This window comes from Variovorax paradoxus, from assembly GCF_009755665.1.
In the GTDB taxonomy this organism is placed as follows: Bacteria; Pseudomonadota; Gammaproteobacteria; order Burkholderiales; family Burkholderiaceae_C; genus Variovorax; species Variovorax paradoxus_G.
Genome location: NZ_CP046622.1, coordinates 5,261,600 through 5,288,060, shown reverse-complemented (window position 1 = coordinate 5,288,060; position 26,461 = coordinate 5,261,600). Strand labels below are relative to the sequence as shown.

Here is a 26,461-nt window from a genome sequence, read left to right as displayed (position 1 = left end):
AACAACAAGGAGCTTCATGCCATGGCCGATGCCGCCGCGCGCCTACGTGCGCCATCTTCCACGCTGCTGACTGTCACTGCCGTCGTCATCGGCCTTGCCGGCCTGGCGCTGGCTGCGGCGGGCGCATGGCTCGTCGTGCTCGGCGGCTCCTGGTACTACCTGGCCGCGGGGCTCGGACTCATCGTTGTCGCGGTGCTGCTGCCGCGCGGAGGCGGCGCGGGCCTGTGGGTCTATGCGCTCGTGGTGGCAGTCACGTTGGCGTGGGCCCTGTGGGAGGTGGGGTTCGACTGGTGGCCGCTGGCAGCGCGCGGCGATGTGTTCTTCGTGATCGGCGTGTTCCTGCTCACGCCGTGGGTCGCGCGCGCACTCGCGCGCCGCAATGCCGTTGGCGTGGCGCCCGCGCGAGGTTTTCTCGGCGTGGTGCTGCTGGCCTTTCTGCTGGCCGCGGTGGTCTCGTGGACGCGAGACCCCACCCGTGTGGAAGGCACCGTACCGGCACCCACGGCACCTGTGGCCGCCGCCTCAACACCCGCCAGCCCACCGCCCCCCAAGCAGGACTGGACAGCCTATGGCGGCAACGGCATGGGCCAGCGCTATTCGGCGCTCGACCAGATCACGCCGGCCAATGTCGGCCAGCTTCAGGAGGCGTGGCACTTTCGCACCGGCGATGTGCGCGGCCAGAGCGGCGACCCCGAGGAGACGACCTTCGAGGTCACGCCACTGAAAATCGGCGAACGGCTTTTTCTTTGCACGCCGCACCAGTCGGTGGTGGCGCTGAACGCGACCACCGGCGAACAGCTGTGGCGCTACACGCCCGAGATCCGCCGCTCGCTGGCATTGCAGCATCTGACCTGCCGCGGCCTCTCGTATGACCCGGGCAGTGCGGTGCGGCCCGCGGCGGCTTCCGCCGCCAACCCGGCACCCGCTGCACCTGCACCCGCCGGCGGCGATTGCGATGCCAAGCTCTTCATGCCCACCGCGGACGGCCGCGTCATCGCGATCAACCCCGAAAGCGGCAAGCCCTGCATGCGCTTCGGCGGCGGCACCGGGCAGATCGATCTCTGGAAGAACATGCCCAACGTGAAGCCCGGCTCGTACTATTCGACTTCTCCGGTGGTCGTGACGCGCTCGCTCATCATCGTCGGCGGCACCGTGCTGGACAACGTCTCGACCCAGGAAACCTCGGGCGTGATCCGCGCCTTCGACATCGACACCGGCGCGCTGGTGTGGAACTGGGACTCGGGCAACCCCGATGAAACCGCGCCCATCGGGCCCGACCGCACGTACACGGCCAACTCGCCCAACAGCTGGTCGATCTCCAGCGTCGACGAGGCGCTGGGCATGGTCTACGTCCCCATGGGCAACCAGCCGCCCGACCAGTGGGGAGGCAAGCGGACCGAAGGGGCCGAGCGCTACTCGTCGTCGGTGGTGGCGCTCGACCTGGCCACCGGCCGCGTGCGCTGGAGCTTCCAGACCGTGCACCACGACCTGTGGGACTACGACGTTCCCTCGCAGCCCAGCCTCATCGACTTGCGCGTCGGTAACGAGACGGTGCCCGCGCTGGTGCAGCCCACCAAGCAGGGTGAGCTGTTCGTGCTCGACCGCCGCGACGGCAAGCCCGTGGTGAACGTGCACGAGAGGCCCGCGCCGCAAGGCCCGGCCGAAGGCGACCACACCTCGCTCACGCAGCCCGTGTCGGACCTGTCTTTCGATCCGCCCGCGCTCACGCCGGCCGACATGTGGGGCGGCACCGTGTTCGACCAGCTCGCGTGCCGCATCGCATTCCACCGCCTGCGCTACGAGGGTCGCTACACACCGCCTTCGACCGAGGGCTCGCTGATCTACCCGGGCAATTTCGGCGTCTTCAACTGGGGCAGCGTCGCGGTCGATCCGCAGCGGGAGATGGCGTTCACCACGCCGGCTTCGCTGGCCTTCGTGTCCAAGCTCATTCCGCGCAAGGACGACACCTCGCTCTACGTGCAAGGCAAGGACCGTCCCAACGACAGCCTGCCCGCGCTCAACGAGAACTTCGGTGCGCCGTTCGCAGTGCAGCTCAGCGCCTTCACCTCGGTGCTGGGCCTGCCGTGCCAGGCACCGCCCTGGGGCTATGTGGCGGGGGCCGACCTGCGCACCGGCAGGGTGGTGTGGAAGCACAAGAACGGCACCGTGCGCGACAGTTCGCCGTTGCCGCTGCCCTTTGCGATGGGCGTGCCCAGCCTCGGCGGGCCGGTCATGACGGCCGGTGGCGTGGCGTTTTTATCGGGCACGCTGGACTACTACTTGCGCGCCTATGACGTCGCCAACGGCAAGGAGCTGTGGCGCAGCCGCCTGCCGGCCGGCGGACAGGCCACGCCCATGACCTACACGGGCAGCGACGGACGCCAATACGTGGTGGTGGCCGCAGGCGGCCATGGTTCGCTCGGCACGCGCACGGGCGACCATGTGATCGCCTACGCATTGCCCAAGCGCTAAGGGCTCAGCCCGCTGCGAGCGGCGCGGCCTTGCCGTCCTCTTCTCGCCAGCCGCGCAAGCGGCGGTACAGCGTGCCGCGCGACACCCCGAGCTGGCGCGCCGCCTGCGACACGTTGCCGCCTTGCGCCGCCAGTGCGTCCTCGATCAGCTTGCGGCTGTGCTCGCGCAGGGTTTCACCGTGCGCCGCTTCCGCTTGCATGGGGTTCGGCATGCCCGGCTCCGCGCAACCTTCTGCCGCAGGCGCCTTCATCGCGGCTGCAGGTTCGATCGGCAACACCGGCGCCGCCTCGCCGGGCATGGCCACCGCGTGCCTGAAGTCTGCGCCGTCCGCTGCCTTCAGCCGCGCCTGCACCCAAACGCCGAGGCCGCTCGCCAGGCGCATCGGCTGCGCGGCTTCGCGCCGGCCCAGCCGCAGCAGGCTCGCCAGGTCGTGGCCCAGCATCGATTCCACGTCGCGCTCGCAGCTGTCTTCGGGCAGGCGGCCGATCAGCCGCGCGCCGGCGCCGTTCAGCCAGGCAATGGTGCCGTCGGGCGCCACGCCGGCCAGCGCTTCCATTGGCGTGCCGAGCAGGTTGGGACTGGCCTGAAAGCGCAGGATCAGGTGGTCGCGCGACTGCGCCTGCAGCAGGCGGTTCTCGATGATGGTCGCGTACAGCGCCACCATCGACGCCGCGTCGAAACCGAAGCGCCGCGCTTCCATCGTGATGTCGAGCACGCCGGCGAGTTGGCCGGTCACGCCGCGAATGGGCGCCGCGGCGCATTGCATCTGCGACAGCACGTCGAAGTAATGCTCCGCCCCGTCGACCGTGCAGGCCTGCCCGGTGGTTGCCACGATGCCCGGCGCGGTGGTGCCCACGATGCGCTCGGAAATGTTCACGCCCACGCGCGCCGTCTTGCGCAGCACCGGCTGGTATGCGGCGGCCGGCTGCTGCGTGACATGCACCACCACGCCTTCGCCGTCGGTCAGGATCACGCGGCAATCGGTGCCCGCGAGCGCGCTTTCCATGCTCGCGAGTTCCTGCCGCGCCACCTCGAGCAGTTCGCGGTTGCGCGCCAGCGTGGCGTGCAGCCGGCTGGGCGTGACCGCGTCGAACGGAACGATGCGCTGCCTGTCGCTGTGGGTGCGGGTGCAGCGCAGCCACGACTGGATCACCGCTTCGCCGACCAGCCCCGAGGGCCGCACGCCTTCTTCGAAGAACTGCTGCCGCGCGAGCGCCACGCGCTGCGCCGGCGTCGTTGAAAAGAGTTGGCGCGGCGCATTGGCCTTGCCCAGCCTTTCGAAAGCCATGCTGTTCGCTGCTCCTCGAAGTGGGGAAATCGAAGGGGACGAAGGGGAATTGCTGACCCCTGCGAATGTGTTCCGCAATGGAACAGCGCCGGACTGGGGAAATCCCGAAGGTGAACGCGAGGACGGCAAAAACGATCCTTGCGGCACAAAGGAGACTCACGATGAAAAAGATCCACTCCGGCCTGCTTGTGCTCGCCGGTGCATTGCTGAGCCTGTGCGCGCCGACGGCCACGGCCCAGGGTTCCGCCAGCGCGCAAGACCGTGCGGGCGCCACCGTGAAGAAGGTGAACGGCGATTTCATTCGCGCCAACGCGGCCCGGAAGAAGACACCCGACTGGCCAAGCTACGGCCTCGACTACGCCGAGACGCGCTTCAGCAAGCTCGACCAGGTGAACGCCGGCAACGTGAAGCAGCTGGGCCTGGTGTGGTCGTACAACCTGGAGTCCACGCGCGGCGTGGAGGCCACGCCGCTGGTGGTGGACGGCATCATGTACGTCACGGCCTCGTGGAGCGTGGTGCATGCCGTCGACACGCGCACCGGGCAGAAACTCTGGACCTTCGATCCTCAGGTCGACAAGTCCAAGGGCTTCAGGGGCTGCTGCGACGTGGTGAACCGCGGCGTGGCGCTGTACGAGGGCAAGGTCTACGTGGGCGCGTACGACGGGCGCCTCATCGCGCTCGATGCGGCCACGGGCCAGAAGGTCTGGGAGAAAAACACCATCGAGGGACAGAAGGGCTCCTACACCATCACCGGCGCGCCGCGCGTCTTCAAGGGCAAGGTCATCATCGGCAACGGCGGCGCCGAGTACGGCGTGCGCGGCTACGTCACGGCCTACGATGCCGCCACCGGCGAGCAGAAGTGGCGCTGGTTCACCGTGCCGGGCGACCCCTCCAAGCCCTTCGAGGACGAATCGATGGCGCGCGCGGCCAAGACCTGGGACCCCAGCGGCAAGTACTGGGAGGCCGGCGGCGGCGGCACCGCGTGGGACACCTTCGCCTTCGATCCCGAGCTCAACCTGATGTACGTGGGCACCGGCAACGGCTCGCCGTGGGCGCGCAGCAAGCGCAGCCCCGGCGGCGGAGACAACCTCTACCTCGGCTCGGTGGTGGCCCTCAACCCGGACACCGGCAAGTACGTGTGGCACTACCAGGAAACGCCCGGCGACAACTGGGACTACACCTCGACCCAGCCCATGATCCTGGCCAACATCCAGATCGGCGGCAAGCCGCGCAAGGTAGTCCTGCATGCGCCGAAGAACGGCTTCTTCTTTGTCATCGACCGTACCAACGGCAAGTTCATTTCGGCCAGGAATTTTGTCGAGGTGAACTGGGCCACGGGCTACGACACCAACGGCCGCCCGATCGAGATTGCCGCCGCGCGCCAGAACGAAAAGCCCGGCGACAGCATTCCGGGGCCCTTCGGCGCGCACAACTGGCACCCGATGTCGTTCAACCCGCAGACCGGCCTGGCCTATGTGCCCGCGCAGCACGTGCCGCTCAACCTGATGGACGACAAGGACTGGAAGTTCGACCAGAACGTGCCTGGCCGCCCGCACGGTGCCATGGGCTGGAACACCGCCATGTTCGCCAATGCCGAGCCGCCCAAGAGCAAGCCCTTCGGCCGGCTCGTGGCGTGGGACCCGGTGGCGCAGAAGGAAGCCTGGGGCGTCGACTACGCCTCGCCTTGGAACGGCGGCACGCTCACCACCGCGGGCAACCTGGTGTTCCAGGGCACGGCGGACGGGCGCCTTCTGGCCTACAACGCCAAGACCGGCGAGAAGCTGTGGGAAACCCCCACCGGCACCGGCGTGGTCGCGGCACCCTCGACCTACATGGTGGACGGCAAGCAGTACGTGTCGGTTGCGGTGGGCTGGGGCGGCGTCTACGGGCTTGCGCAGCGCGCCACCGAAAGGCAGGGTCCCGGCACCGTGTACACCTTTGCCGTCGGCGGCACCGCCAAGATGCCGGACTTCGTGCAGTACCGCATGAGCAAGCTGGTCGAAGGCGTGAAGTACGACCCCGCCAAGGTGCAGGCCGGCACCATGCTCTACGTGAGCAACTGCGTGTTCTGCCACGGCGTGCCGGGCGTCGACCGCGGCGGCAACATCCCCAACCTTGGCTACATGGACGCGGCTTACATCGAGAACCTCGACAAGTTCATTCTCAAGGGCCCGGCCATGGCGCGCGGCATGCCGGACTTCACGGGCAAGCTCTCGGGTGACGACATCGAGAGCATCAAGGCCTTCATCCAGGGCACGGCAGACGCGATCCGGCCCAAGTAAAGCAAGGAGCGGCAGCATGAAAAAAGCCGCCGGACCTGAGGCCCGGCGGCTTTTTTACTGAACCGAAGATCCGAAGCGATCAGTCGGCGTACACGCCGGCGGCCTTGATGATCGGGCCCCACTTGGCGATTTCAGCCGAGACGAACTTCTTGTGCTCGGCCGGCTCCACGCGCTTGTCGGTGGTGATCACCGCGCCGAGGCCTTCCTGGCGCTTGATGAAGCCCGGGTCCTTCATGGCGGCCTTGATGGCTTCGTTGAGCTTCTTCAGCACCGGCGCCGGCGTGCCCTTGGGGGCGTACACGCCGTGCCAGATGGTCACTTCGAAGTCCTTCAGGCCCGATTCGGAGAGCGTGGGCAGGTCTTTCAGCACCGCCGGTGTGGTCAGGCGCTTGGATGTGGTCACGGCGTAGGCCTTGACCTTCTTGGCTTCGATCTGCGACGTGGTGTTGGTGGTCTGGTCGCACAACAGGTCGATCTGGCCGCCCAGCAGGTCGGCAATGGCCGGTGCCGTGCCCTTGTAGGGAACCGGCGTCATTTCGGTCTTGAGCGCGCTCTGGAACAGCAGGCCGCACAGGTGCGAGGCCGCGCCCAAGCCGGCGTTGCCGAGGTTGATCTTGCCCTTGTTGGCCTCGATCCAGCCCGTCAGTTCCTTGTAGTTGTTGGCCGGCAGGCCGGGCTTGCCGATGAGCGTCATCGGCACTTCATTGACCATGCCCAGGTATTCGAAGTCGTTCTCGACGTTGAACGGCAGCTTGCGGTACAGCGCCGGCATCGTCGACATGGCAATGTGGTTCAACAGCAGCGTGTGGCCGTCCGGTGCGGCGCGGGCCACCTTGGCGGTGCCGATGGAGCTGCCGGCGCCGGCGGTGTTGTCCACCACGATGGTCGCGCCGAGGGTCTTCTGCAGGGATTCGGCCAGGTCGCGGGCCACCCGGTCGGTCGGGCCGCCGGCCGTGAACGGCACCACGATGGTGACGGTCTTGCCTGCGGGGAAATCCTGGGCGTGGACGCCGAGGGCGGCAGCGGCAAGCGCCGTGAGTGCAAGCAGTTTCTTCATGGTGTCTCCGGAGACGGTGAAATTGAAAATGGCCGCGATCATAAGGGCTGACCGCGACCTGACATCTAGCGAATAGCCCTTAGGGTGGGCCCGAAATACGCCCTTTCCTGGGGCATGATGCGCGCTCGCTTATCGCGCCTGAGGGGGCGCGAAAAAATAACCACAACACTGCAGGCCACAGGGCCGCATCGAGGAGGAATTTCAATGGACCCATGGGTTTATCCGCGCGAGCGCTGGCTCGGCAACATCACGCTCGGGCTCGGCCTTCTGGTCTGGGCGGCGCTGGTGCTCGGCACGTTCGGCATTGCGCTCATTTATGTGCTGCTCGGTTTCATCGGCTACGTGTTCGCGCAATCTGCCGTCATCGCCTGGATCAAGGGCACGGCCGTCAAGCTTTCGCCCACGCAGCTGCCTGAACTGCATGCACGCTTCCAGGCGTGCTGCGGCTATCTCGGCATCCAGGAGCCGCCCGAGGCCTACCTGCTGCACGGCAACGGCATCTTCAATGCCTTTGCCACGCGCTTCTTCGGCCGCAACTTCGTCGTGCTGCTGTCCGACGTGGTCGACGCCATGGAAGCGCAGCCCGACGGCATCAACTTCTACATCGGCCACGAGCTCGGCCATATCCGCCGCGGCCACCTCACGGGCCACATCTGGCGTGCACCGGTGCTCTGGATTCCGTTGCTCGGCGCCGCCTACTCGCGCGCGCAGGAATACACCTGCGACCTGCACGGCGCCGCTTGCTGCGAGCAGGCCGACTCCGCGCCCCGCGCGCTCGTGGCGCTGGCGGCCGGCGCGCAGCAATGGCGCAATGTCGACCTGCAGCGCTATGCCAACCAATCGGCCGGCAACAGCGGTTTCTGGGCGTCGTTCCATGAACTGATCGCCGGCTATCCGTGGCTCACCAAGCGCGTGGCGCGCACCATCGACCCGGCCGCGAAGTTGCCGAGCCGCAATCCGCTGGCCTATGTGCTCGCGATCTTCGTGCCCTACACCGGCCGCGCCGGCGGCGGCGCGCTGGGCCTGCTGGTGGTGGTTGCCATCATCGGCGTGCTGGCTGCGGTGGCCCTGCCGGCCTACAAGGACTACGAGTCGCGCGCCGCGGTTTCGCAGGCCTGGTCCGAAGCCGCGCCGGTGCGCGAAGCACTTGGCAACTACTACAAGGAGAAGCAGGAGATTCCCGAGTCGCTTGCAACCGCCGGCGCGCCCGAGGCCTTGCCCGGCGGCTCGGTGCTGACGCTCGACACCGACACCATGGTGGTCGACGTGGAGCTCCCCAAGGCAAAGGGCACGCTGCGCATGGAACCCTCGGCCACCGAAGACGGCATTGCCTGGAACTGCGTGGCCGGCGACGACCTGTCGCAAAAAGCCTTGCCGGTTTCTTGCCGCAAGTGACTGCCAACTGACGGCAGCCGAAGCGTAAGCGAAGTTTTCCGCCTGTCGAACTGTCCGACAGGCGGACCCGGCCAGTGCCGATGCCCGCCGCGGGTGCGGGCTTTAGGGTGAACTCTTGTCTAAGGAGTTTTCACCCATGCCCGTTATTTCTTCTTCACTCGACGGAATGAAGGTGGCCATTCTCGTGTCCGACGGCTTCGAGCAAGCCGAGATGACCGAGCCGCGCAAGGCGCTCGACGGCGCCGGCGCGCAGACGCAGATCGTTTCGCCGCTCGACGGCAGCGTGCGCGGCTGGAAACACCTCGACCCGGCCGACACTTTCGAAGTCGACGTGCCGCTGAAGAATGCCAACGCAGATGAATTCGATGCGCTGCTCTTGCCCGGCGGTGTCGTCAACCCCGATGCGCTGCGCATCAACCAGCAGGCCGTCGCTTTCGTGCGCGCATTCGTCGAAGCGGGCAAGCCCATTGCCGCCATCTGCCATGGCCCGTGGACGCTCATCGACGCGGACGGCGTCAAGGGCCGCAAGATGACGTCGTGGCCGTCGCTGCGCGCCGACTTGCAGAACGCCGGCGCGAACTGGCTCGACAAGGAAGTGGTGGTCGACCAGAACCTGGTGACGAGCCGCAAACCCGATGACCTGCCCGCGTTCAACCGCGAGATGACGAAGGTGTTCGAACTCGCCTACGAAGACGCCATTCATTGATGCAAGCTGAAACGGCGCCGATGTTCAGCGCGTGAACTCCGGCCCCGTGTAGCGCGCACGCGGCCTTATCAACTGCCCTGTGGCCTGCTGTTCGAGCACGTGGGCCGTCCAGCCGACAGTGCGCGCGAGCGCGAACAGCGTCAACGGCGCATCGGGCGGCAGTTTGTACACGGCGGCCATCGCGACCAGTGCGAAGTCGATGTTCACCGCTTCGCCCAGCAGCCTTTCGCCGGTGGCACGCAACTCCGCGAACACGGGCGGAAGCTCGATGCCCGCGAGCAGCGCCGCACAGCGCGCATCGCCTTGCGGATACAGCGGATGCCCGAAAGCCGCGAGCGGCCGGTCGTGCGCGAGCCACTCGCGCACCGCGGCCTCGCTGCCCGATGCGGCGGCACTACGCACCAGCGCCTGAACCGCTGCCGCGGCGCCGCCATGCAACGGACCAGTCAGTGTCGAAAGACCGGTGAGCAGGCACGCCGCCATCGAAGCGCCGGTCGATGCGGTCACACGCGCCGCGAAGGTGGATGCGTTGAGTTCGTGATCGGCCATCAGCACCAGCGCGCGGCGCAATGCATCGGCCGCTTTGGGGCGGCGCCAGGCCGCGGCAAGCCGCGCATGCAAGGGCAGCGCGGCGGGAGAGGCCGCGCCCAGCAGTGCGTCGGCGAGCGTGCCGATCGCTTCCGCTGCCTCGGCCTGCAGCACCGCGCGCGAACGGCCGCGCGAGGGCGGATCGACCGCTGCGCGTGCCGCGAGTGCGAGCAGTCCGGCCTGCAGGGGTGTCGCTTGTCTTGTGCCGTCCACCGGCGACGGCTCGGTGCAGGCGAAGCGCGTCGGTGCGCTCTCCCACAGCAGGCCCGCCACGTCTTCGAGCATTGCATGTTCCGCCAGCAGGCAGGCGTCCTGCCCGCGGTACCAGAGCCGTCCTCCAGCCACTGTCGACACGCCGGAGGGCAGCACCGGCTCGCCCCATTGGATGGCTTCGCTTGCCACCGCTTCGCTGCTGCGCCGCCCGCGGGTGCGCGCGGCAATGCGCTGCACGTCGTCGCGGTGATAGAGGCTGCGGCGCGGGTCCGCCGCGTCGGGCTTGGCGCGGATGCGGCCGCGGCTCACGCTCGCGTAGAGCGTTTGCGGCCGCACCTGCATCAGTTCGAGCGCCTCGGCGGCGGGCAGCCAGAGCGGTGGTTTGGTCATGTTGATGGAATAAATCAAGATTGACGTCAATATTAGCGCCGACAGAATGAACACCATCTCATCAAGGAGCACAAGGAATGAAAGACGAAGATGGCGGCCTCGAAGGCGTGGTGGCTGCGCACACGGTGTTGTCCGAAGTGGACGGCGCGGCCGGCCGGCTGGTGATCCGCGGCCATGAACTCGATGAAATCGCGCAGCACTGGCGCTACGAAGACGCGGTGGCGCTGCTGTTCCAGGGCTTCTTCGACAAGCTCCCCGACTCGGCCGGCCTGCGTGCAGGGCTGGGCCGTGCACGCTGCGAGGCCTTCGAGCGGCTGCAGCCGAGCGACGATGCCATGCTGCGCAAGCTGCCGCCCGTCGAAGCGGTTCGCGCCCTGCTCGCGCGCTTGCCCGACGGCGACGACCTGGCGACCGCGCTGCGGCTGGTGGCGGCGCCTGCGGTCTACACCGCGGCGGTGATGCGCTGGCGGCTGGGCGCGCAGGCGCTCGCACCCGACGAAACACTGCCGCAAGCCGCCGACATGCTTCGCATGTTGCACGGCCGCGCACCCGCCGAGGCGCAGGTCGCCGCGCTCGACACCTACCTGGTCACCGTCTGCGATCACGGCCTGAACGCGTCGACCTTTGCGGCGCGCGTGGTGGCTTCGACCGGCGCGGGGCTTGCGTCGGCAGTACTGGCCGGCATCAGCGCGCTCAAGGGGCCGCTGCATGGCGGTGCGCCGGGCCCGGTGCTCGATGCGCTGGACGCCATCGGCACCGCGGCCAATGCCCGTGCCTGGCTCGAAGAGGCTGTGGCCGACGGCCAGCGGCTGATGGGCTTCGGCCACCGCATCTACCGCGTGCGCGATCCGCGTGCCGATGCGCTCAAGGGGGCGCTGCAACGTTTGAGTGTCGATGGCGGCGTCAATGCGGCGCGCTTCGAACTGGCAGAGGCTGCCGAGAAGGCGGCCCTCGCGATCCTACGCGAGAAGAAGCCCGATCGCGCGCTGGAGACCAATGTGGAGTTCTACACCGCGCTGCTGCTCGAAGCCCTCGGCTTCGGCCGCGAGAGCTTCACCTGCGTGTTCGCGGCAGGCCGTGTGAGCGGATGGGTCGCGCATGCGCGCGAGCAGGTGAAGAAGGGGCGGCTGATCCGGCCGCAATCGGTGTACGTGGGGCCCGCACCCGAAGAGGCCGAGGCCGCGCTCGCGCACTGAGCCCAAGTACGCGCACATCGCGCGGTCTCCGGATTGCCTCCGCCTTCCGGTACGCTCGCCGTTTTCGAATCGCCCGGCCGTGCACGCCGGGCGACGGGTTCATCAAGGCGAAAGTATTCCTATCGTATGGCGGCATCCTCATCTTTCGAGCGCGCGCAGCGCCTGCCTTGGGACTTCGCATGGATCGTGGTGGCGATCGATGCGGCCCTCTTCATCGTGAACATGACGGTGCAGTTGCTGCCCTCGTCGCCTCACAGCGAGCAGATGCGCAGCGTGTACGCGCAGCCGGGCGTGTGGGTTCCACTGCTGTCCCGCGTTGCCACGGTGTGGCTGCTGGCCGCCACGCTGGCGTGGTGCCATGCGCGCAAGGCGCTCGACGAGCGCGGCGCGGCCCGTATTGCGCAGCTTCGCAGCCCCGGGAGCCGCTTTGCCGCCGTGTTCCTGCCGACGATGGTCGTCAACGCGCTTGCATTGACGCCGCTGTTCTACCAGGCACAGGTGCTCTTCATGCCGGGCGGCTCGCTGCACGAGACGGTCGACATGTATGGCCTGCGCTCGATCATGGCCGTGTCGATGCTGGTCCAGTCGGTCATCCAGATGATGGTTCTCGTTGCGGGCGTGTGGCTTGCCGCCCGTTTCGCGCTGCGCGAGCGCGGCATGGTCATCGAGGATGAAACGCCCGCTGCCGCGGCATCGACGCGCCGCGCGGTGGCGCTCGTGATCGCCGCGATATTCGTCTCGCTGCAGATGTGGATCGGCAACGTCGCGAGCGGCTGGGTCGACACGTCGAGGGACGCCGACCTGCTGCCGCTTCTTCTCGGCTGGTTCGCGGTGCCGCTGCTGGTCTATGGGCTGGCGTTCTGGGGCGCATGGCTAGGCGCCGCACCGGCGCCCGTGCAAGCTCGTCCCTTCAGGGCTGTGGCAGCGGCGGCCACGGCTTTTGCCGTGCTGCAGGCGGTCTGCATTGCCCTCGCGGTCGGCGGGCTGGTGTGGGTTGCCAGCGTGAGCTTTTTGGGCCGCAGCAGCGACGGCAACCTGTTGATGCTCGCCATTGCAATGGCGGCGGTCTACCTTGTGCTGCTGGTGGTGCTGGTGCGCGTCATCACGCGGCGCTTCTACCGCCGCTACTTGTAGCTGCGCGCGTCCTCGATCACCTTGCCGTCGTTCGGCAGCGTGCCGGGCGCCACCAGCTCGATGGTGCCGCGCAGCTTGGTCACTTCGCGCACCGCATCGGCAATGCGCGCATCGAGCCCGGCCGGCGCGCCGGCGCATTCGAGCCTGAAGGTCATCTGGTCGTCGCCCATTTCGCCCGACACCACGAGGCGCGCGCGCACGATCTCCGGAAAGCGCCGCACGATCTCGGCCACCTGCGAAGGATGCACGAACATGCCGCGCACCTTGGTGGTCTGGTCGGCGCGGCCGAGCCAGCCCTTGATGCGCTTGTTGGTGCGGCCCGTGGAGCAGGTGCCCGCAAGCACTGCGGAGAGGTCTCCGGTGCCGAAGCGCACCAGCGGATAGTCGGGGTTGAAGGTGGTCACCACGATCTCGCCCACTTCACCGTCGGGCACGGGGTCTCCGGTGCCGGGGCGCACGATCTCGACCAGCACGCCTTCGTCGATCACCAGGCCTTCGCGCGCGCTGGTCTCATAAGCAATCAGGCCAAGGTCGGCGGTGGCATAGCACTGGGTGCCCTTGACGCCGTGCGCGGCAATCCAGTCGTGCAGGCTGGGCGGAAAGGCTTCGCCGGAGACAAGGGCCTTGGTGAGCGAAGGCAGCTTCAAGCCTTTCTCTTCGGCTTTTTCGAGCAAGATCTTCAGGAAGCTCGGTGTGCCCGCGTAGCCTTCGGGCTTCAGGTCGACCATGGCCTCGAGCTGCTGCTCGGTCTGGCCGGTGCCGCCCGCAAACACGGTGCAGCCCATAGCGCGCGCGCCGCTCTCCATGATGGAGCCGGCCGGTGTCATGTGATAGCTGAAGCTGTTGTGAATGAGCTCGCCGGTGCGAAAGCCGGCCGCATGCAATGCGCGCGCGGTGCGCCAGTAGTCGCGCGCTTCGCCTTCGGGCTCGTAGATGGTGCCGGGGCTTGCGAACACGCGGGGCATGCGGGTGCCGCGGCCGATGGTCGAGAAGCCGCCGAAGGGGTCATCGGCGCGGCGCTGCTTCTGCAGTTCGAGCAGTTCGGTCTTGCGCGTGACGGGCAGCCTGGCGAGTGCTTCGCGTGTGGTGATGTCGGCGGGCCTTACGCCGTCGAGGATCTTTGCGAAGGCGGGCGCGGCGGTCTGGGCCTGTGCAATCTGCTTCGGCAACGCGGCCAGGAGGTCGCGTTCGCGTTCGGCGGGGTCACGGATTTCTAGCTTGTCGTAGTGGTCGGTCATGTCCGTACCCTTCATCTTTCAGTTCTGTTATTCCGTGAGGCTGGTTTGCGGGCGCTGTGCGGGAGCCTTCAGGGCTTGTGCAAAGGCCACCGGGTACTCCCCTCCGCGAATGTCCCCCGCCCTTCGGGCTCCTCCTTTATTTCGCTGCGCGGAGCACCCGATGCCCTGTGCACTTGGGCACGCTGTTGGTGTGCGGCCGATCAACGACCATCGCTCATAACGCGCACGTCGATGGGGGGCCTTGCGCAGCGAAATAAAGGAGGAGGCCGCAGGCCGGGGGACATTCGCGGAGAAAGGTACCCCGTCGGCGGGTGCGCCCCCTGAACAGGAGCACCCCAAACCACGACAGGGCTTCACGCCAGCCACCTCTTGCGCCGCTTGTAGCTCTTCACGTCGCGGAAACTCTTCCGGTCCGCACCGCCGACGCCAAGGTAGAACTCCTTCACGTCCTCGTTCTCGCGCAGGCTCTTGGCCTCGCCGTCCATCACGATGCGGCCGTTCTCCAGGATGTAGCCGTAGTCGGCATAGCGCAGCGCCATGTTGGTGTTCTGCTCGGCCAGCAGAAAGGTCACGCGCTCCTTGGTGTTCAGGTCTTTCACGATCTCGAACACCTCCTCCACGATCTGCGGCGCCAGGCCCATCGAGGGTTCGTCCAGCAGCACCATCGTCGGGTTGGCCATCAGCGCGCGGCCGATGGCGCACATCTGCTGCTCGCCGCCTGAGGTATACGCCGCCTGCGATGTGCGCCGCGTCTTCAGGCGCGGGAAGTACGCATACACCTTCTCCAGCGTCTGTTGCACCGCCGCCTTGCCGTCGGTGCGCGTGTAGGCCCCCGTCATCAGGTTTTCCTCGATCGTCAGGTGAGCGAAGCAGTGGCGGCCTTCCATCACCTGGATGAGCCCGCGCTTCACCAGTTCGGAGGGCGAGAGCGCCTCGATTCGCTCGCCGCGCAATTCGATGGTGCCCTTGGTCACCGCGCCGCGTTCGCCCGCGAGCAGGTTGCTCACGGCGCGCAGCGTGGTCGTCTTGCCCGCGCCGTTGCCGCCGAGCAGCGCCACGATTCCGCCCTCGGGCACTGTGAGCGAAACGCCCTTCAGCACCAGGATCACGTGGTTGTAGATGACCTCGATGCCGTTGACGTCGAGAAGGATTTTGGATTCGCTCATGGTGTGGTCCGAAGCATTCGAAAGAACAACGACAGGCGGCTGTTCTTTCGAATGGCGGCTCTTGCGAGCCGCCACGGTTCATCAACCAGTGATCAGGAACTGCAGTCGGCCGCGTCGCGGCGGGTGAGCTTCTTCTCGCCCGCGTACTTTTCGGCCGCAACCTTCACCATCGGCTTGATGATCTGCTCGTCGGCCTGGTACCAGTCGGACATGCCGCCCCACTTGGCGCCGTCCCAGGTGTGCACGCGCGCCCAGGTCGATCCCATGTGGTCCTGGCACGATGTGCTCACCGGACGCAGCACGCCGGAGAAGCCCAGCGCGTCGAGCTTCTTCTGGTCGAGCGCCAGGTTCTCCATGCCCCAGCGCACTTGCTCGCCCGTCATGACCTTGCCCTTGCCGAAGCGCTCCTGCGCGCGCTTCACGGCTTCGACACCGAGCATCTGGATGATCACGCCGCGCGTGTAGAGCACCGAGCCCACTTCTTCCTTCGGCCCCGTGCCCTGGCCCTTGTCGTGCACCTGCTTGAGGATTTCCTGGATCACCTTGGGCTCGGTGCCCGAGGTGTTGAGCGCCAGCGCGTTGTAGCCCTTGGCATTGGCGCCCACGTCCTTCACGTCAGGTTCGGCGCCGGCCCACCACACGCCGTACATCTTCTCGCGCGGGTAGCCCGTGGCCACCGCTTCCTTCAGCGCGGTGGAGTTCATCACGCCCCAGCCCCACAGCAGCACGTAGTCGGGCCGCGACTGGCGCACCTGCAGCCAGGCGGACTTCTGTTCCACGCCGGGCGCGGTGACCGGAATGAGCGACAGCTCGAAGCCGTTCTGCTTGGCGCGCTCCTGCAGCAGCGGAATCGGCTCCTTGCCGAAAGGCGAGTCGTGATAGACAAGGGCGATCTTCTTGCCCTTGAGCTTGTCCATGCCGCCTTCCTTCTTGCCGATGTGCTGCACCAGGATGTCGGCCGCGGTCCAGTAGCTGCCCATCAGCGGGAAGTTCCACTTGAACACGCTGCCGTCCTGCGATGCCGAGAGGCCGTAGCCCAGCGTGATGAGCGGGATCTTGTCGGTAGGCACCTTGTCGGTCAGCGCAAAGGTGATGCCGGTGGCCTGTGGGTCGAACAGCGTCACGCCGGGGCGGCCCTTCAGGCGCTCGTAGCACTCCACGCCCTTGTCGGTGGCGTAGCCGGTTTCGCACTCTTCGTATGCGATCTTCACGCCGTTGATGCCGCCGGTGGCATTGACGTACTTGATGTAGTCCTGCTTGCCGTTGGCCCATGGCGTGCCGTTGGGCGCATAGGGCCCGGTGCGGTACACCAGCAGCGGGAAGAACTGTTCCTTGGCCTGGGCTTGCGCGAGCGATGGCGCAAGCAGCGTGCCGACGGTGCCGGCCACCAGGGCGGCGGTCAGAGCGAGCGATTTCAGTTTCATGCCTGTCTCCTTATGTGGGCACCTCTGTGCCGGTTTCTACGAACGAAAATCAAGAATCAGTGAGGGAAGGGCCAGAGCCGCAATTTCTCCTTGCCCGTGGACCACAGCCGCGCAAGGCCGTGCGGTTCGACGATGAGGAAGAACACGATCAGCGCGCCGAAGATCATGGTCTCCAGGTGCGAGGCCAGCGCGGTCGAGATCGAGAAGCCCAGCCACCCGGGCAGCTGGTTCAGAAAGAGCGGCAGCAGCACGATGAACGCGGCGCCGAAGAAGCTGCCCATGATCGAGCCGAGCCCGCCGATGATCACCATGAACAGCAGCTGGAACGAACGGTCGATGCTGAACGCCGCGGGCTCCCAGGCGCCCAGGTGAATGAAGCCCCACAGCGCGCCGGCCACCCCGACGATGAAGCTGCTCACCGCAAAGGCCGTGAGCTTGGCGTACACGGGGCGAATGCCGATCACTGCGGCGGCCACGTCCATGTCGCGCATCGCCATCCATTCGCGGCCGATGGCGCTGCGCACCAGGTTCTTGGCGAGCAATGCGAACACCACCACGAAGACCAGGCAGAACAGGTACTTCTGCACCGGCGATTCGATCGGCACGCCGAACACGTTGAGCCCCGCCACGCTCACCGAACCCGAAGACGAGTTGTTGGTGAACCACTGGATGCGAAGAAACGCCCAGTCGGTAAAGAACTGCGCCGCCAGCGTGGCCACCGCGAGGTACAGCCCCTTGATGCGCAGGCTGGGAATACCGAACAGCACGCCGATGATCGTGGCGCACAGGCCGCCGAGCAGCAGCGATGCAATCAGCGGCATGCCGTCGATGCGCACCTGGAAGTTGTAGGCCGCATACGCGCCCACCGCCATGAAGGCACCGGTGCCCAGCGAAATCTGCCCGCAGTAGCCAACCAGGATGTTGAGGCCCAGCGCCGCAAGCGAAAGAATAAGAAAGGGCGTGAGGATGGCGCGCATCCAGTAGTCGGACACGCCCAGCGGCACCACGATGAAGGCCACGAGCAGCAGCACCAAAATGGCGAGGCGGTCCTGCGCGATCGGAAAGATCTGCTGGTCAGCCCGGTAGCTCGACTTGAACTGGCCGTTTTCTCTGTAGAACATGTCAGACCCGATCGATGATCTTTTCGCCGAACAGCCCTTGAGGCCGCACGAGCAGGAAGACCAGTGCAAGAACATAAGCGAACCAGATCTCGATGCCGCCACCGAGCATGGGGCCGAGATAAATTTCAGAAAGCTTCTCGCCCACGCCGATCAGCAGGCCGCCGATGATGGCGCCCGGAATCGACGTGAGGCCGCCCAGGATCACCACCGGCAGCGCCTTCAGCGCCACCAGCGAAAGCGAGAACTGCACGCCCAGCTTGGAGCCCCAGATGATCCCGGCCACCAGCGCCGAGAAGCCGGCCACCGACCACACGATCACCCAGATGCGCTTGAGCGGAATGCCGATGGATTGCGCAGCCTGGTGGTCGTCGGCCACCGCGCGCAGTGCACGGCCCGTGGCGGTCTTCTGGAAGAAGATGGCCAGCACCACCACGAGGCCCGCGGCCACCAGCGCGGCGATCAGGTCTTCCTGGCTCAGCAGCAGCCCGCCCTGGAAGGTGTCCTGCAGCACCATCAGCGGTTCCTTGGGCATGCCCACGTCGATCTTGTAGATGTCGTTGCCGAAGATCGTCTGGCCCACGCCGTCCAGAAAGTAGGCAATGCCAAGCGTGGCCATCAGGAGCGTGATGCCTTCCTGGTTCACCAGCTTGCTGAGCGCGAGCCGCTCGATCAGCCAGGCCACGATCACCATCACTCCCATGGCCGCCACAAAAGCCAGGATGTTCGCGAGGATCTGGCTTTCGAAGCCGAACCACTGCGGAAACCACTCGGCAAAGCGCGCCATGGCCAGCGCCGCGAACAGCACCATTGCGCCCTGCGCAAAGTTGAACACGCCCGATGCCTTGTAGATCAGAACGAAGCCGATGGCGATCAGCGAATAGAGCATGCCGACCATGAGGCCGCCAAACAATGTCTCTAGAAAAAAGCCCATGTCAGTGCTCCACACCCAGATACGCCCGGATGACGTCTTCGTTGTTGCGCACCTCGTGGGGCGTGCCGTCGCCGATCTTCTTGCCGTAGTCGAGCACCACCACGCGGTCGGAGATGTCCATCACCACGCCCATGTCGTGCTCGATGAGGACGATGGTTGCGCCGAACTCGTCGTTCACGTCGAGGATGAAGCGGCTCATGTCCTGCTTTTCTTCCACGTTCATGCCGGCCATCGGCTCGTCGAGCAACAGCACCTGCGGTTCCATGGCCAGCGCGCGGCCCAAGTCGACGCGCTTTTGCAAGCCGTAGGGCAGGCGGCCCACCGGCGTCTTGCGGTGTGCCTGAATCTCGAGAAAGTCGATGATGTGCTCGACGAATTCGCGCTGCTTCAGCTCTTCGCGCTCTGCCGGGCCCCAGCGCAGCGCCTGTGCGAACAGCCCGCTCTTCATCTTGAGGTTGCGGCCCGTCATGATGTTGTCGAGCACGCTCATGCCCTTGAAGAGCGCAAGGTTCTGGAAGGTGCGCGCCACCCCCATCTCGGCCACCTGGCGCGAGTTCATGTGCTTGAAGGTCTGGCCGCGAAAGGTGATGGAGCCCTGCTGCGGCCAGTACACGCCGTTGATGCAGTTCAGCATCGAGCTCTTGCCCGCGCCGTTGGGGCCGATGATGGCCCGCACCTCGTGCTCGCGCACGTTGAAGCTGATGTCGGTGAGCGCCTTCACGCCGCCGAAGCTGAGCGAGATGTTCTGCACGTTGAGGATGACGTCGCCGATTTTTCTATTGCTGCTCATGCCGCCGCCTTCACGATGGGGAAGGTCTTGGCCTCGACGATCTTCAGCGTGGCGCTGACAACCCCCGTGCGTCCGTCCTCGAACTTGACCTGGGTCTCGATGAACTGCTCGGTCTTGCGGCCATAGAGCGCATCGACAAGCACCGCGTACTTCTCGGCGATGAAGCCGCGGCGCACCTTGCGCGTGCGGGTGAGCTCGTCGTCGTCGGGATCGAGCTCCTTGTGCAGCACCAGGAAGCGCGCAATCTGCGTCTCGCCCATGCCGTCTTCGCTCGCAAGGTCGGCGTTGACCTTGGCGATGCATTCGCCCACCAGCGTCAGAACCTCGGGCTTGCCGGCCAGATCGACATAGCCGCCGTAGGCCAGCCCGCGCCGCTCGGCCCAGTTGCCCACGGCCTCGAAGTCGATGTTGATGGCCGCGCAGACCTCGCTGCGTCCGTTGCCAAAGCACACTGCTTCCTTGATCTGCGGAAAGAACTTGAGCTTGTTCTCGATGTAGTTGGGCGCAAAGATCGCACCGCTCACGAGCCGGCCCACGTCCTTCGCGCGATCGATGATGCGCAGGTGCCCTTCGCTGTCGAGCACGCCCGCATCGCCGGTGTGGAAGTAGCCGTTCGCGTCGAGCACTTCGGCGGTGGCGTCGGGGCGCTTGTAGTATTCCTTCAGCACCGACACGCCGCGCACCAGCACTTCGCCATCGTCGGCAATCTTCAGCTCGATGCCCGGCGCGGCGGTGCCCACCGTTTGCAGCTTGACCTTGCCGTCCTGCTGCAGGCACACATACGCGCAGGTTTCGGTCTGGCCGTAGAACTGCTTCAGGTTGACGCCAATGGAGCGGTAGAAACGAAACAGGTCGGGCCCGATGGCCGCGCCTGCGGTGTACGCCACGCGGATGCGGCTCATGCCCAGCACGTTGCGCAGCGGCCCGTAGACCAGCAGGTTGCCCAGGCTGTACATCAGCCGGTCGCCCGTGCCGACCGGCACGCCGTTGAGGATGTCCGCGCCCACGCGCTGCGCAAGCGCCATGAACTTTGCATAGAGCCAGCGCTTGGGCGCCGCCGCGTCTTCCATGCGGATCGACACGGCCGTGAGCAGCCCTTCGAAGGTGCGCGGCGGGCCGAAGTAGTAGCTCGGCCCGATCTCGCGCATGTCGTTCATCACCGTCTCGCTCGACTCAGGGCAATTGAGCGTGAAACCCCCCACCAGCCACTGCGCCACCGAGAACAGGTGGTCGCCCACCCACGCCATGGGCAGGTAGCTCATGATGTTGTCGCCGGGGCCGAGCTTGTCGGTTTCCACGCCGCCGCGGCCCGCCGCAATGAAGCTCGCATGCGTCTGGCACACGCCCTTGGGCCGGCCGGTGGTGCCGGAGGTGTAGAGGATCACGCCGACGTCGCTTGCCTCGCCGCTGGCCACCGCGCGGTCGTAGTAGCCGGGGTTCGCCGCGTCGAAGGTGCGGCCCAGCTCGCGCAGCTGGTCGTAGCTCATGAGCCCGGGCTGGTCGTAGTGGCGCAGGCCCTTGGGGTCGTCGTAGATGATATGGCGGATGCCGTGCTGCTGGTCCTTTTGCAGCTCGCGGCACTCGAGCAGCTTGTCGACCTGCTCCTGGTCTTCGACGATCACGAAGTCGATGGCTGCGTCCTGCAGCATGAAGACCATCTCGCTCGCCACGGCGTCCTGGTAGAGCGGCACCGGCACGCCGCGCAGGCTCTGCGCCGCGAGCACCGCCATGTACAGGTGCGGGCGGTTGGCGCCCACGATGGACAGGTTGTCGAAGGGCTTGAAGCCCAGGCTCGCGAGGCCGCAGGCCATCTCGCGCACCTCTTGGGCCACGGCGCTCCAGCTCCAGGTTTGCCAGATGCCCAGGTCCTTCTCGCGAACGGCGGGCGCATCGGGCTGGGCCTGGGCGTGGGCGAGCAGCAGGCGGGGAAAGGTGGGTTCGGTGGTTTGCACAGTGGGCGGATCGTAGGCCTCACTTTGACGCTGGGTTGTCGTTCCAACGACAATCCTAGGGACACTACTCCCCGGAGTTTCCCGATGCTTCACGGCCATTCAAATCACAGCCTGCACGGCGCTTCGATCAAGGACCGCGCGCGTTCTCCCAATGCCGAAGAGCTCGACGGCATTCCGTGGCTGCCCGCGCTCACGCCCACCGAGCGGCGCCGTGCCGAGGCCGCGCTGGTGGTGGGCGAGGCAGAGGTCGGCGACCTGGTGTGCCGCGTCGGACGCTCGCCCACCTATTGGTTCGGCGTGGTCGAAGGCCTGCTCAAGATGAGCAACGACAACGCCGATGGCGGCTCCGTCACCTATGCCGGCATACCGCCGGGCGGCTGGTTCGGCGAAGGCACGGCAATGAAGCGCGAGCCCTACCGCTACAACATCCAGGCTCTGCGGCGCAGCGTGGTGGCGGGCCTGCCGATCGACAGCTTTCACTGGCTGCTGGACCACTCCATCGGCTTCAACCGCTTTGTGATGAACCAGCTCAACGAGCGGCTCGGCCAGTTCATCGCGGCGCTGGAGATCGACCGCCTCAACAACCCCGACGCGCGCGTGGCGCGCAACCTGGTGTCGCTGTTCAACCCGGTGCTGTACCCCGGCGTGGGCGAAGTCTTGCGAATCACGCAGCAAGAGCTCGCCTACCTGGTCGGCCTTTCGCGCCAGCGCGTGAACGAGGCGCTCAACGGCCTTTCGGCGCAGGGGTTGATCCGGGTGGAGTACGGTGGGCTGCGCGTGCTCGACCTGCCGGGCCTGCGGGCCACCGCAATATCGAACAAGAAGAACACCTCACCGGAAACGGAAACCTCATGACCCTCGAAGACCAGCTCCAGATCGTTTCCGCGAATGCGGAGGCGGCCGTTGTTCCGCCGCCCGAGACGCGGAAACCAGACAGCGGCGAGGCCGGCCCCACGCTCGAAGAAGCCATGGCGCGTAACGAGGCGCTCACCGAGAAGCTCGATGCCCTCGACGCGGTGCTCGCCAAGCCGCTTGCCGAAATTCTTGCCGAGCGCGAGAAGGCCGACGAAGCGGCCCTGGCCTGGGACCGCTTCGGTGCGATGTGGATGCTCTCGCAGCGCGCCATGCGGCGCGTGGCGCTCGACCTTGCAGCGCAACTCGGAGTGAGCGAGGAAGAGGTGGTGGCGCGCGCCATGACCCACGCCAACGCGGTGCTCAACGGTGCGGACGAGGTCGACCTGGGCGGCACCATCGCACCCGCACAGCTGCAGCACATTGCGCGGCACCGCAACTTCCTGCGCAAGCAGTTCCGCACCGGTTGAGCCGCCGGGCCTTTGCTTGCATACCGCTTAACCTTCCGCCTTCGTTCAAGAAAGTTCTTTTGATGACCACCTCCCAACTCACCCTGATCACCGGCGCATCGCGCGGCCTGGGCCGTGCCATGGCCGCGCAGCTGCTGCAGGCCGGCCACATGGTGCTCGGCATCTCGCGCAGGCAAGACCCGCAGCTCGCCGATCTGGCTGCCAAGGCCGGCGTTGAACTCATTCAGTGGGAGCAAGACCTCTCGGAGCCTGTCGCCGCGGCGGCGCGCGTCTCCGCATGGCTCAAGACGCTCGACGGCCAGCGCTTCGACGGCGTGACCCTGATCAACAACGCGGGCACCGTCGGCAACCCGGCACCGCTCGCGAGTGCAGTGCCGGCCGAATTGGCGCAGGCCCTGCGCATCGGCCTCGAAGCGCCGATGCTGCTGACCGCCGCCTTCCTGGGCGCCACCCGCGAATGGCGCGGCGCGCGCAAGGTACTGAACATCTCGTCGGGCCTGGGCCGCAACGCCATGGGCAGCCAGGCGCCTTACTGCGCCGCCAAGGCGGGCATGGACCACTACTCGCGCGCCGTGGCGCTCGAAGAGGCGCACATGCCGAACGGCGCGCGCATCGTGTCGCTGGCGCCGGGCGTGATCGACACCGACATGCAGGTGCAATTGCGCGGCGCATCGGCCGAGAAGTTTCCGGACCGCGGACGCTTCGAAAAGCTGAAGAACGAAGGCATGCTCGACAGCCCCGAGACCGCCGCGGCCAAGGTGCTCAAGTACCTGGCGCGTGCGGATTTCGGCAGCAACCCCGTGGCCGACGTACGCGACCCGGCCTGAACGCCGCGCACAAGCAACCGAGAACCAACATGGCCACCGCAAAGTCGATCGACACCAACGACTACAAGCTCTTTCCTTCGCCGAGGAACGTGCACCGCATCGTCTTCGAGCACCAGGTCTTCGTGCCGTACCCCTACGCGCTGATCGTGATGGACGAGTTCTACTTCAAGGGCCGCTACAGCCTGTTCTCCGCCTGCCGCCTCAGCGACGGAAAGATGGGGCAGGTGGCGACCTTCGAGCTGGCGTCGGACGTGGAGATCTTCAACAAGAAGTTCACGCCCGACTGACCTTCGCCTACTGCAGCAGGAACCTGTCGCGCTGCGCCCGCGCGCATCCGCCCATTACCGCCAGCGACCGCTCGACCGCCGGTGTGCCGAGCACAAAGGGGTTCGTTGCCGGAGCAGGCTGCTGCCGCAGCGCTGCGAGCTTGGCTTGCGAGCCGTCGATGTTCGAGTGGTTCGACAGCAGCACATCGACGCGCTGGGTCTGCACGATGGCGCCCATGCGCTCCGTGGCGCCGATGTAGCTGTCCAGCCGCGGCACGTCCTTGCCGAAGTTGAAGCCCGTGCCGCCCCAGAGCATGGCGCGGTGCTTCTGGCCGTTCGAGGTGACGTCGAACACCGGAGAGATCGTGCCCATGGTGTGGCCGGGCGTGAGGTAGAGCGTGACGCTGGTATCGCCCAGCGTGATGCGGTCGCCGTCCTTCGCGGAAATGCCGCCTGCGTTGCGCTTGGGCGGCGCGCCCCAGATCGGCGTCGCAAACTCGAGGCGGGTCTCGGTCATGGTCCAGTCGGCCTCGCTCATCACCACGCGTGCGCGGTATTTCTCGGCAAGGTAGGGCGCGCCGCCGTAGTGGTCGCCGTGGCCGTGCGTGAGGATCACGTACTTGATCTGCGCCGGGTCGAGGCCGAGCTTGCGCATGCCGCCCTCGATGAGCGCCGCGGCTTCGGCCTGGGTGTTGAGCGCATCGACGAGGATGATGCCGTCCGAGGTCTTGATGGCCCAGGCGCTCACCCAGTCGGCACCCACGAAATACAGGTTGTCGAATGCCTGGCCTGGCGGAGGTGCAGGCCGGGCGATGAATGCGGCCAGGCCCTTGTCCAGCTCGGCCTGGGGCGGCCGGGTGGCGGGAGCGGGTTTGCAGAGCGTCAGCAGCGCCGTCAGGTCGGAGCCGGCGGCGCGCGTCGCAGTGGCGACATGCGCCGCCACGCTGGCCTGCGACGGGGCCATCTGCTGCTGCGGCGTCTGCGCGCAGCCCTGCAACAGGGCGACCACCGCCGCGGCCAGCGCGGTGGTGTTCAGCAGAAAGGCGTTGTTGGAATTCTTGCGCTGTGCCATCGCTGTCTCCATGCCGCCGATGCGGCCTGTTGTGGAGACAACATTCTGCGATGCCCGGCGCTTATTCGATAGTCGCGCCCGAGGCTTGCACGATGCCCTTCCACTTGTCGTAGTCGGTCTTCAGCAGTGTCTCGAATTGTTCGGGCGTCATGGCCTGCGGCTCGGCGCCCTGGGCAATGATGGCGGCCTTCATTTCGGGCGTGGCCAGCAGCTTGTTCACTTCCGTATTCAGCGTCGCGATCACGTCCTTCGGCGTCTTGGCCGGCACGAACAGGCCGTACCAGGTGGACACGTCGAAGCCCTTGTAGCCGAGCTCGGCCACGGTGGGCGTGTCGGGCAGCGAGGTGCTGCGCTTGGCCGAGGTCACGGCCAGCGGGCGAAGTTTGCCCGCCTTGATCTGCGCCAGCGCCGAAGGCACCGACGACACCATCAGGTCGACGTTGCCCGCCAGCACGTCCATCATGGCCGCGTTGGAGCCCTTGTAGGGCACGTGGCGCATCTTGATCTGCGCGGCGCCGTTGAAGATCTCGCCGGCCAGGTGAATGGTGGTGCCGTTGCCGGGCGAGCCGTAGGTGACGGTGTCGGGCGCGGCGCGCGCAGCGGTCACCACGTCGTTCAGCGTCTTGAACTTGGAGTTGGCCTGCGTGACGATCACCACCGGCGTGTAGGCCACGTGGGCCACGGCGGTGAGGTCTTTCACCGGGTTGTAGCTCAGGTTCTTGTAGAGCCAGGGCGCAACGACCATGTTGTCCTTCTGGCCCATCACGATGTCGTAGCCGCCGGGCGCGGCGCGCGCGGCCTCGGCAATGCCGATGGTGCCGCCGGCGCCGCCGCGGTTGTCGGGCACCACGGTCCAGTGGTTGGCCTCGGTGAGCTTCTGTGCCACCAGGCGCGCCAGGATGTCGGTGCCGCCGCCGGGCGGGAAGGGCACGATCATGCGAATGGGCTTGGCGGGGTAGGCCTGAGCCTGCGCGGCAGGGGCGGCGAGCGTGAGGGAAATGGCGGCCAGGGGAAGGGCCAGCGCAAGGGCCAGCGGACGGGTGAGTTTGCGGATCATGGGTTTGTCTCTGTATCGGGGCGAATCAGGGGCAGATTTTCGGGCCTCATCGGGCACTGCACCAAGGGTGCAGTGTGCCGGAACCCGGGCCGGGCGGTTTCTTCGTTCGCGATGGGCCCCGTATCGGGTAGCGGCGGCTTGACATGCGCGCTGCGGGGCAGAAGATGGGTGCCCATCCACACAGGAGACAGCCATGCTCGGAAATATCAATGCTGTGGCCAACCTCGCGGTGAAAGACCTTGCCGTGGCTCGCCGCTTCTACGAAGACACGCTGGGCTTGGCACCGGCCGACACCGACTGCGAGGACATGATCGCCTATCGCAGCGGTAACAGCCGTATCAATGTCTACTGCTCTTCGTTCGCCGGCACCAATCAGGCCACGGCCGTGACCTGGGCGGTGGGTGGCGACATCGAGGGACTCGTGGCGGCGCTCAAGGCAAAGGGCGTTCGCTTCGAGCACTACGAGATGCCGAACACAACGCTCGCGGGCGACATCCACGTGATGGACAAGATGAAGGTCGCCTGGTTCAAGGACCCGGACGGCAACATCCTCAACCTGGTCAACGAGTGAGGA

General features: G+C 66.5%; 23 protein-coding genes. 11 read left to right on the top strand and 12 right to left on the bottom strand.

The genetic code is table 11. The features are described 5' to 3' along the window. The first annotated feature begins 21 nt into the window (after positions 1-21). Entirely contained in the window at positions 22-2,472 is a 2,451-nt protein-coding gene (locus tag GOQ09_RS24670; protein WP_157616297.1) for a glucose/quinate/shikimate family membrane-bound PQQ-dependent dehydrogenase, read from the top strand. 4 nt (positions 2,473-2,476) lie between these two features. Here GOQ09_RS24670 and GOQ09_RS24665 read toward each other — a convergent pair whose 3' ends face one another. Next, positions 2,477-3,760 (bottom strand): helix-turn-helix domain-containing protein, encoded by a 1,284-nt coding sequence (locus GOQ09_RS24665; protein ID WP_157616296.1) that lies wholly within the window; start codon positions 3,758-3,760, stop codon positions 2,477-2,479. Between the two features lie 161 nt (positions 3,761-3,921). Here GOQ09_RS24665 and GOQ09_RS24660 point away from each other — a divergent pair, with 161 nt between their 5' ends. After that, on the top strand, positions 3,922-6,042 hold the full coding sequence (locus GOQ09_RS24660; RefSeq protein ID WP_157616295.1) for a PQQ-dependent dehydrogenase, methanol/ethanol family: 2,121 nt from the start codon (positions 3,922-3,924) through the stop codon (positions 6,040-6,042). Positions 6,043-6,121: 79 nt separating this feature from the next. Here the strand turns inward: GOQ09_RS24660 and GOQ09_RS24655 are convergent, their stop codons facing one another. Then, on the bottom strand, positions 6,122-7,099 hold the full coding sequence (locus GOQ09_RS24655) for a tripartite tricarboxylate transporter substrate-binding protein (protein WP_126748497.1): 978 nt from the start codon (positions 7,097-7,099) through the stop codon (positions 6,122-6,124). Between the two features lie 204 nt (positions 7,100-7,303). Here GOQ09_RS24655 and GOQ09_RS26535 point away from each other — a divergent pair, with 204 nt between their 5' ends. Beyond that, on the top strand, positions 7,304-8,494 hold the full coding sequence (locus GOQ09_RS26535) for a M48 family metalloprotease (protein ID WP_157616294.1): 1,191 nt from the start codon (positions 7,304-7,306) through the stop codon (positions 8,492-8,494). A 136-nt stretch (positions 8,495-8,630) separates the two neighbouring features. Then, positions 8,631-9,200, top strand: coding sequence for a type 1 glutamine amidotransferase domain-containing protein (locus tag GOQ09_RS24645; protein ID WP_157616293.1), 570 nt, complete (start codon positions 8,631-8,633; stop codon positions 9,198-9,200). 24 nt (positions 9,201-9,224) lie between these two features. Here GOQ09_RS24645 and GOQ09_RS24640 read toward each other — a convergent pair whose 3' ends face one another. Beyond that, positions 9,225-10,391, bottom strand: a complete 1,167-nt coding sequence (locus tag GOQ09_RS24640) for a citrate synthase (protein ID WP_157616292.1) — start codon at positions 10,389-10,391, stop codon at positions 9,225-9,227. A gap of 77 nt (positions 10,392-10,468) precedes the next feature. On the opposite strand from GOQ09_RS24640, the gene GOQ09_RS24635 reads away from it, so the two are divergent. Together GOQ09_RS24635 and GOQ09_RS24630 are read left to right on the top strand one after the other, a co-directional pair. Then, complete coding sequence (locus GOQ09_RS24635; RefSeq protein WP_157616291.1) at positions 10,469-11,587, top strand: citrate synthase/methylcitrate synthase; 1,119 nt, start codon at positions 10,469-10,471, stop codon at positions 11,585-11,587. Between the two features lie 126 nt (positions 11,588-11,713). Next, positions 11,714-12,721: a hypothetical protein gene (locus GOQ09_RS24630; protein ID WP_157616290.1), complete on the top strand. Its 1,008-nt coding sequence runs from the start codon at positions 11,714-11,716 to the stop codon at positions 12,719-12,721. Here the strand turns inward: GOQ09_RS24630 and GOQ09_RS24625 are convergent. The 7 genes from GOQ09_RS24625 to GOQ09_RS24595 all read right to left on the bottom strand — a co-directional run bounded on the left by GOQ09_RS24625 (position 12,712) and on the right by GOQ09_RS24595 (position 21,343). After that, positions 12,712-13,959: a phenylacetate--CoA ligase family protein gene (locus GOQ09_RS24625; RefSeq protein ID WP_157616289.1), complete on the bottom strand. Its 1,248-nt coding sequence runs from the start codon at positions 13,957-13,959 to the stop codon at positions 12,712-12,714. The genes GOQ09_RS24630 and GOQ09_RS24625 overlap by 10 nt on opposite strands. 353 nt (positions 13,960-14,312) lie before the next feature. Beyond that, on the bottom strand, positions 14,313-15,125 hold the full coding sequence (locus GOQ09_RS24620; RefSeq protein WP_126748491.1) for an ABC transporter ATP-binding protein: 813 nt from the start codon (positions 15,123-15,125) through the stop codon (positions 14,313-14,315). A gap of 92 nt (positions 15,126-15,217) precedes the next feature. Then, complete coding sequence (locus GOQ09_RS24615; protein WP_157616288.1) at positions 15,218-16,549, bottom strand: ABC transporter substrate-binding protein; 1,332 nt, start codon at positions 16,547-16,549, stop codon at positions 15,218-15,220. 56 nt (positions 16,550-16,605) lie between these two features. Continuing rightward, on the bottom strand, positions 16,606-17,670 hold the full coding sequence (locus GOQ09_RS24610) for a branched-chain amino acid ABC transporter permease (RefSeq protein WP_157616287.1): 1,065 nt from the start codon (positions 17,668-17,670) through the stop codon (positions 16,606-16,608). Between the two features lies 1 nt (position 17,671). Continuing rightward, entirely contained in the window at positions 17,672-18,601 is a 930-nt protein-coding gene (locus GOQ09_RS24605; RefSeq protein ID WP_157616286.1) for a branched-chain amino acid ABC transporter permease, read from the bottom strand. Position 18,602: 1 nt separating this feature from the next. Further along, positions 18,603-19,391 carry an ABC transporter ATP-binding protein gene (locus GOQ09_RS24600; RefSeq protein WP_157616285.1) on the bottom strand — a complete coding sequence of 263 codons (789 nt, stop codon included), beginning with the start codon at positions 19,389-19,391 and terminating at the stop codon, positions 18,603-18,605. After that, entirely contained in the window at positions 19,388-21,343 is a 1,956-nt protein-coding gene (locus tag GOQ09_RS24595; RefSeq protein WP_157616284.1) for an AMP-dependent synthetase/ligase, read from the bottom strand. The genes GOQ09_RS24600 and GOQ09_RS24595 overlap by 4 nt, the downstream gene beginning before the upstream one ends. An 84-nt stretch (positions 21,344-21,427) precedes the next feature. Between GOQ09_RS24595 and GOQ09_RS24590 the strand changes: the two genes are divergently transcribed. The 4 genes from GOQ09_RS24590 (at position 21,428) to GOQ09_RS24575 (ending at position 23,779) form a co-directional block, all read left to right on the top strand. Next, positions 21,428-22,198: a Crp/Fnr family transcriptional regulator gene (locus GOQ09_RS24590; protein ID WP_157616283.1), complete on the top strand. Its 771-nt coding sequence runs from the start codon at positions 21,428-21,430 to the stop codon at positions 22,196-22,198. Beyond that, positions 22,195-22,665, top strand: a complete 471-nt coding sequence (locus tag GOQ09_RS24585; protein ID WP_157616282.1) for a hypothetical protein — start codon at positions 22,195-22,197, stop codon at positions 22,663-22,665. The genes GOQ09_RS24590 and GOQ09_RS24585 overlap by 4 nt, the downstream gene beginning before the upstream one ends. Before the next feature lie 62 nt (positions 22,666-22,727). Further along, positions 22,728-23,492: an SDR family NAD(P)-dependent oxidoreductase gene (locus tag GOQ09_RS24580; protein WP_157616281.1), complete on the top strand. Its 765-nt coding sequence runs from the start codon at positions 22,728-22,730 to the stop codon at positions 23,490-23,492. 29 nt (positions 23,493-23,521) lie between these two features. Beyond that, positions 23,522-23,779, top strand: coding sequence for a hypothetical protein (locus tag GOQ09_RS24575; protein ID WP_126748482.1), 258 nt, complete (start codon positions 23,522-23,524; stop codon positions 23,777-23,779). Positions 23,780-23,786: 7 nt separating this feature from the next. On the opposite strand, the gene GOQ09_RS24570 is transcribed toward GOQ09_RS24575, so the two are convergent. Both GOQ09_RS24570 and GOQ09_RS24565 read right to left on the bottom strand, forming a co-directional pair. Continuing rightward, positions 23,787-24,830: an MBL fold metallo-hydrolase gene (locus GOQ09_RS24570; protein WP_157616280.1), complete on the bottom strand. Its 1,044-nt coding sequence runs from the start codon at positions 24,828-24,830 to the stop codon at positions 23,787-23,789. Positions 24,831-24,891: 61 nt separating this feature from the next. Then, the gene (locus tag GOQ09_RS24565) at positions 24,892-25,887 is read right to left on the bottom strand and encodes a tripartite tricarboxylate transporter substrate binding protein (RefSeq protein ID WP_157616279.1); all 996 of its coding nucleotides are present in this window, start codon (positions 25,885-25,887) and stop codon (positions 24,892-24,894) included. Positions 25,888-26,080: 193 nt separating this feature from the next. Here GOQ09_RS24565 and GOQ09_RS24560 point away from each other — a divergent pair, with 193 nt between their 5' ends. After that, entirely contained in the window at positions 26,081-26,458 is a 378-nt protein-coding gene (locus GOQ09_RS24560; protein WP_157616278.1) for a VOC family protein, read from the top strand. Positions 26,459-26,461: the final 3 nt, after the last annotated feature.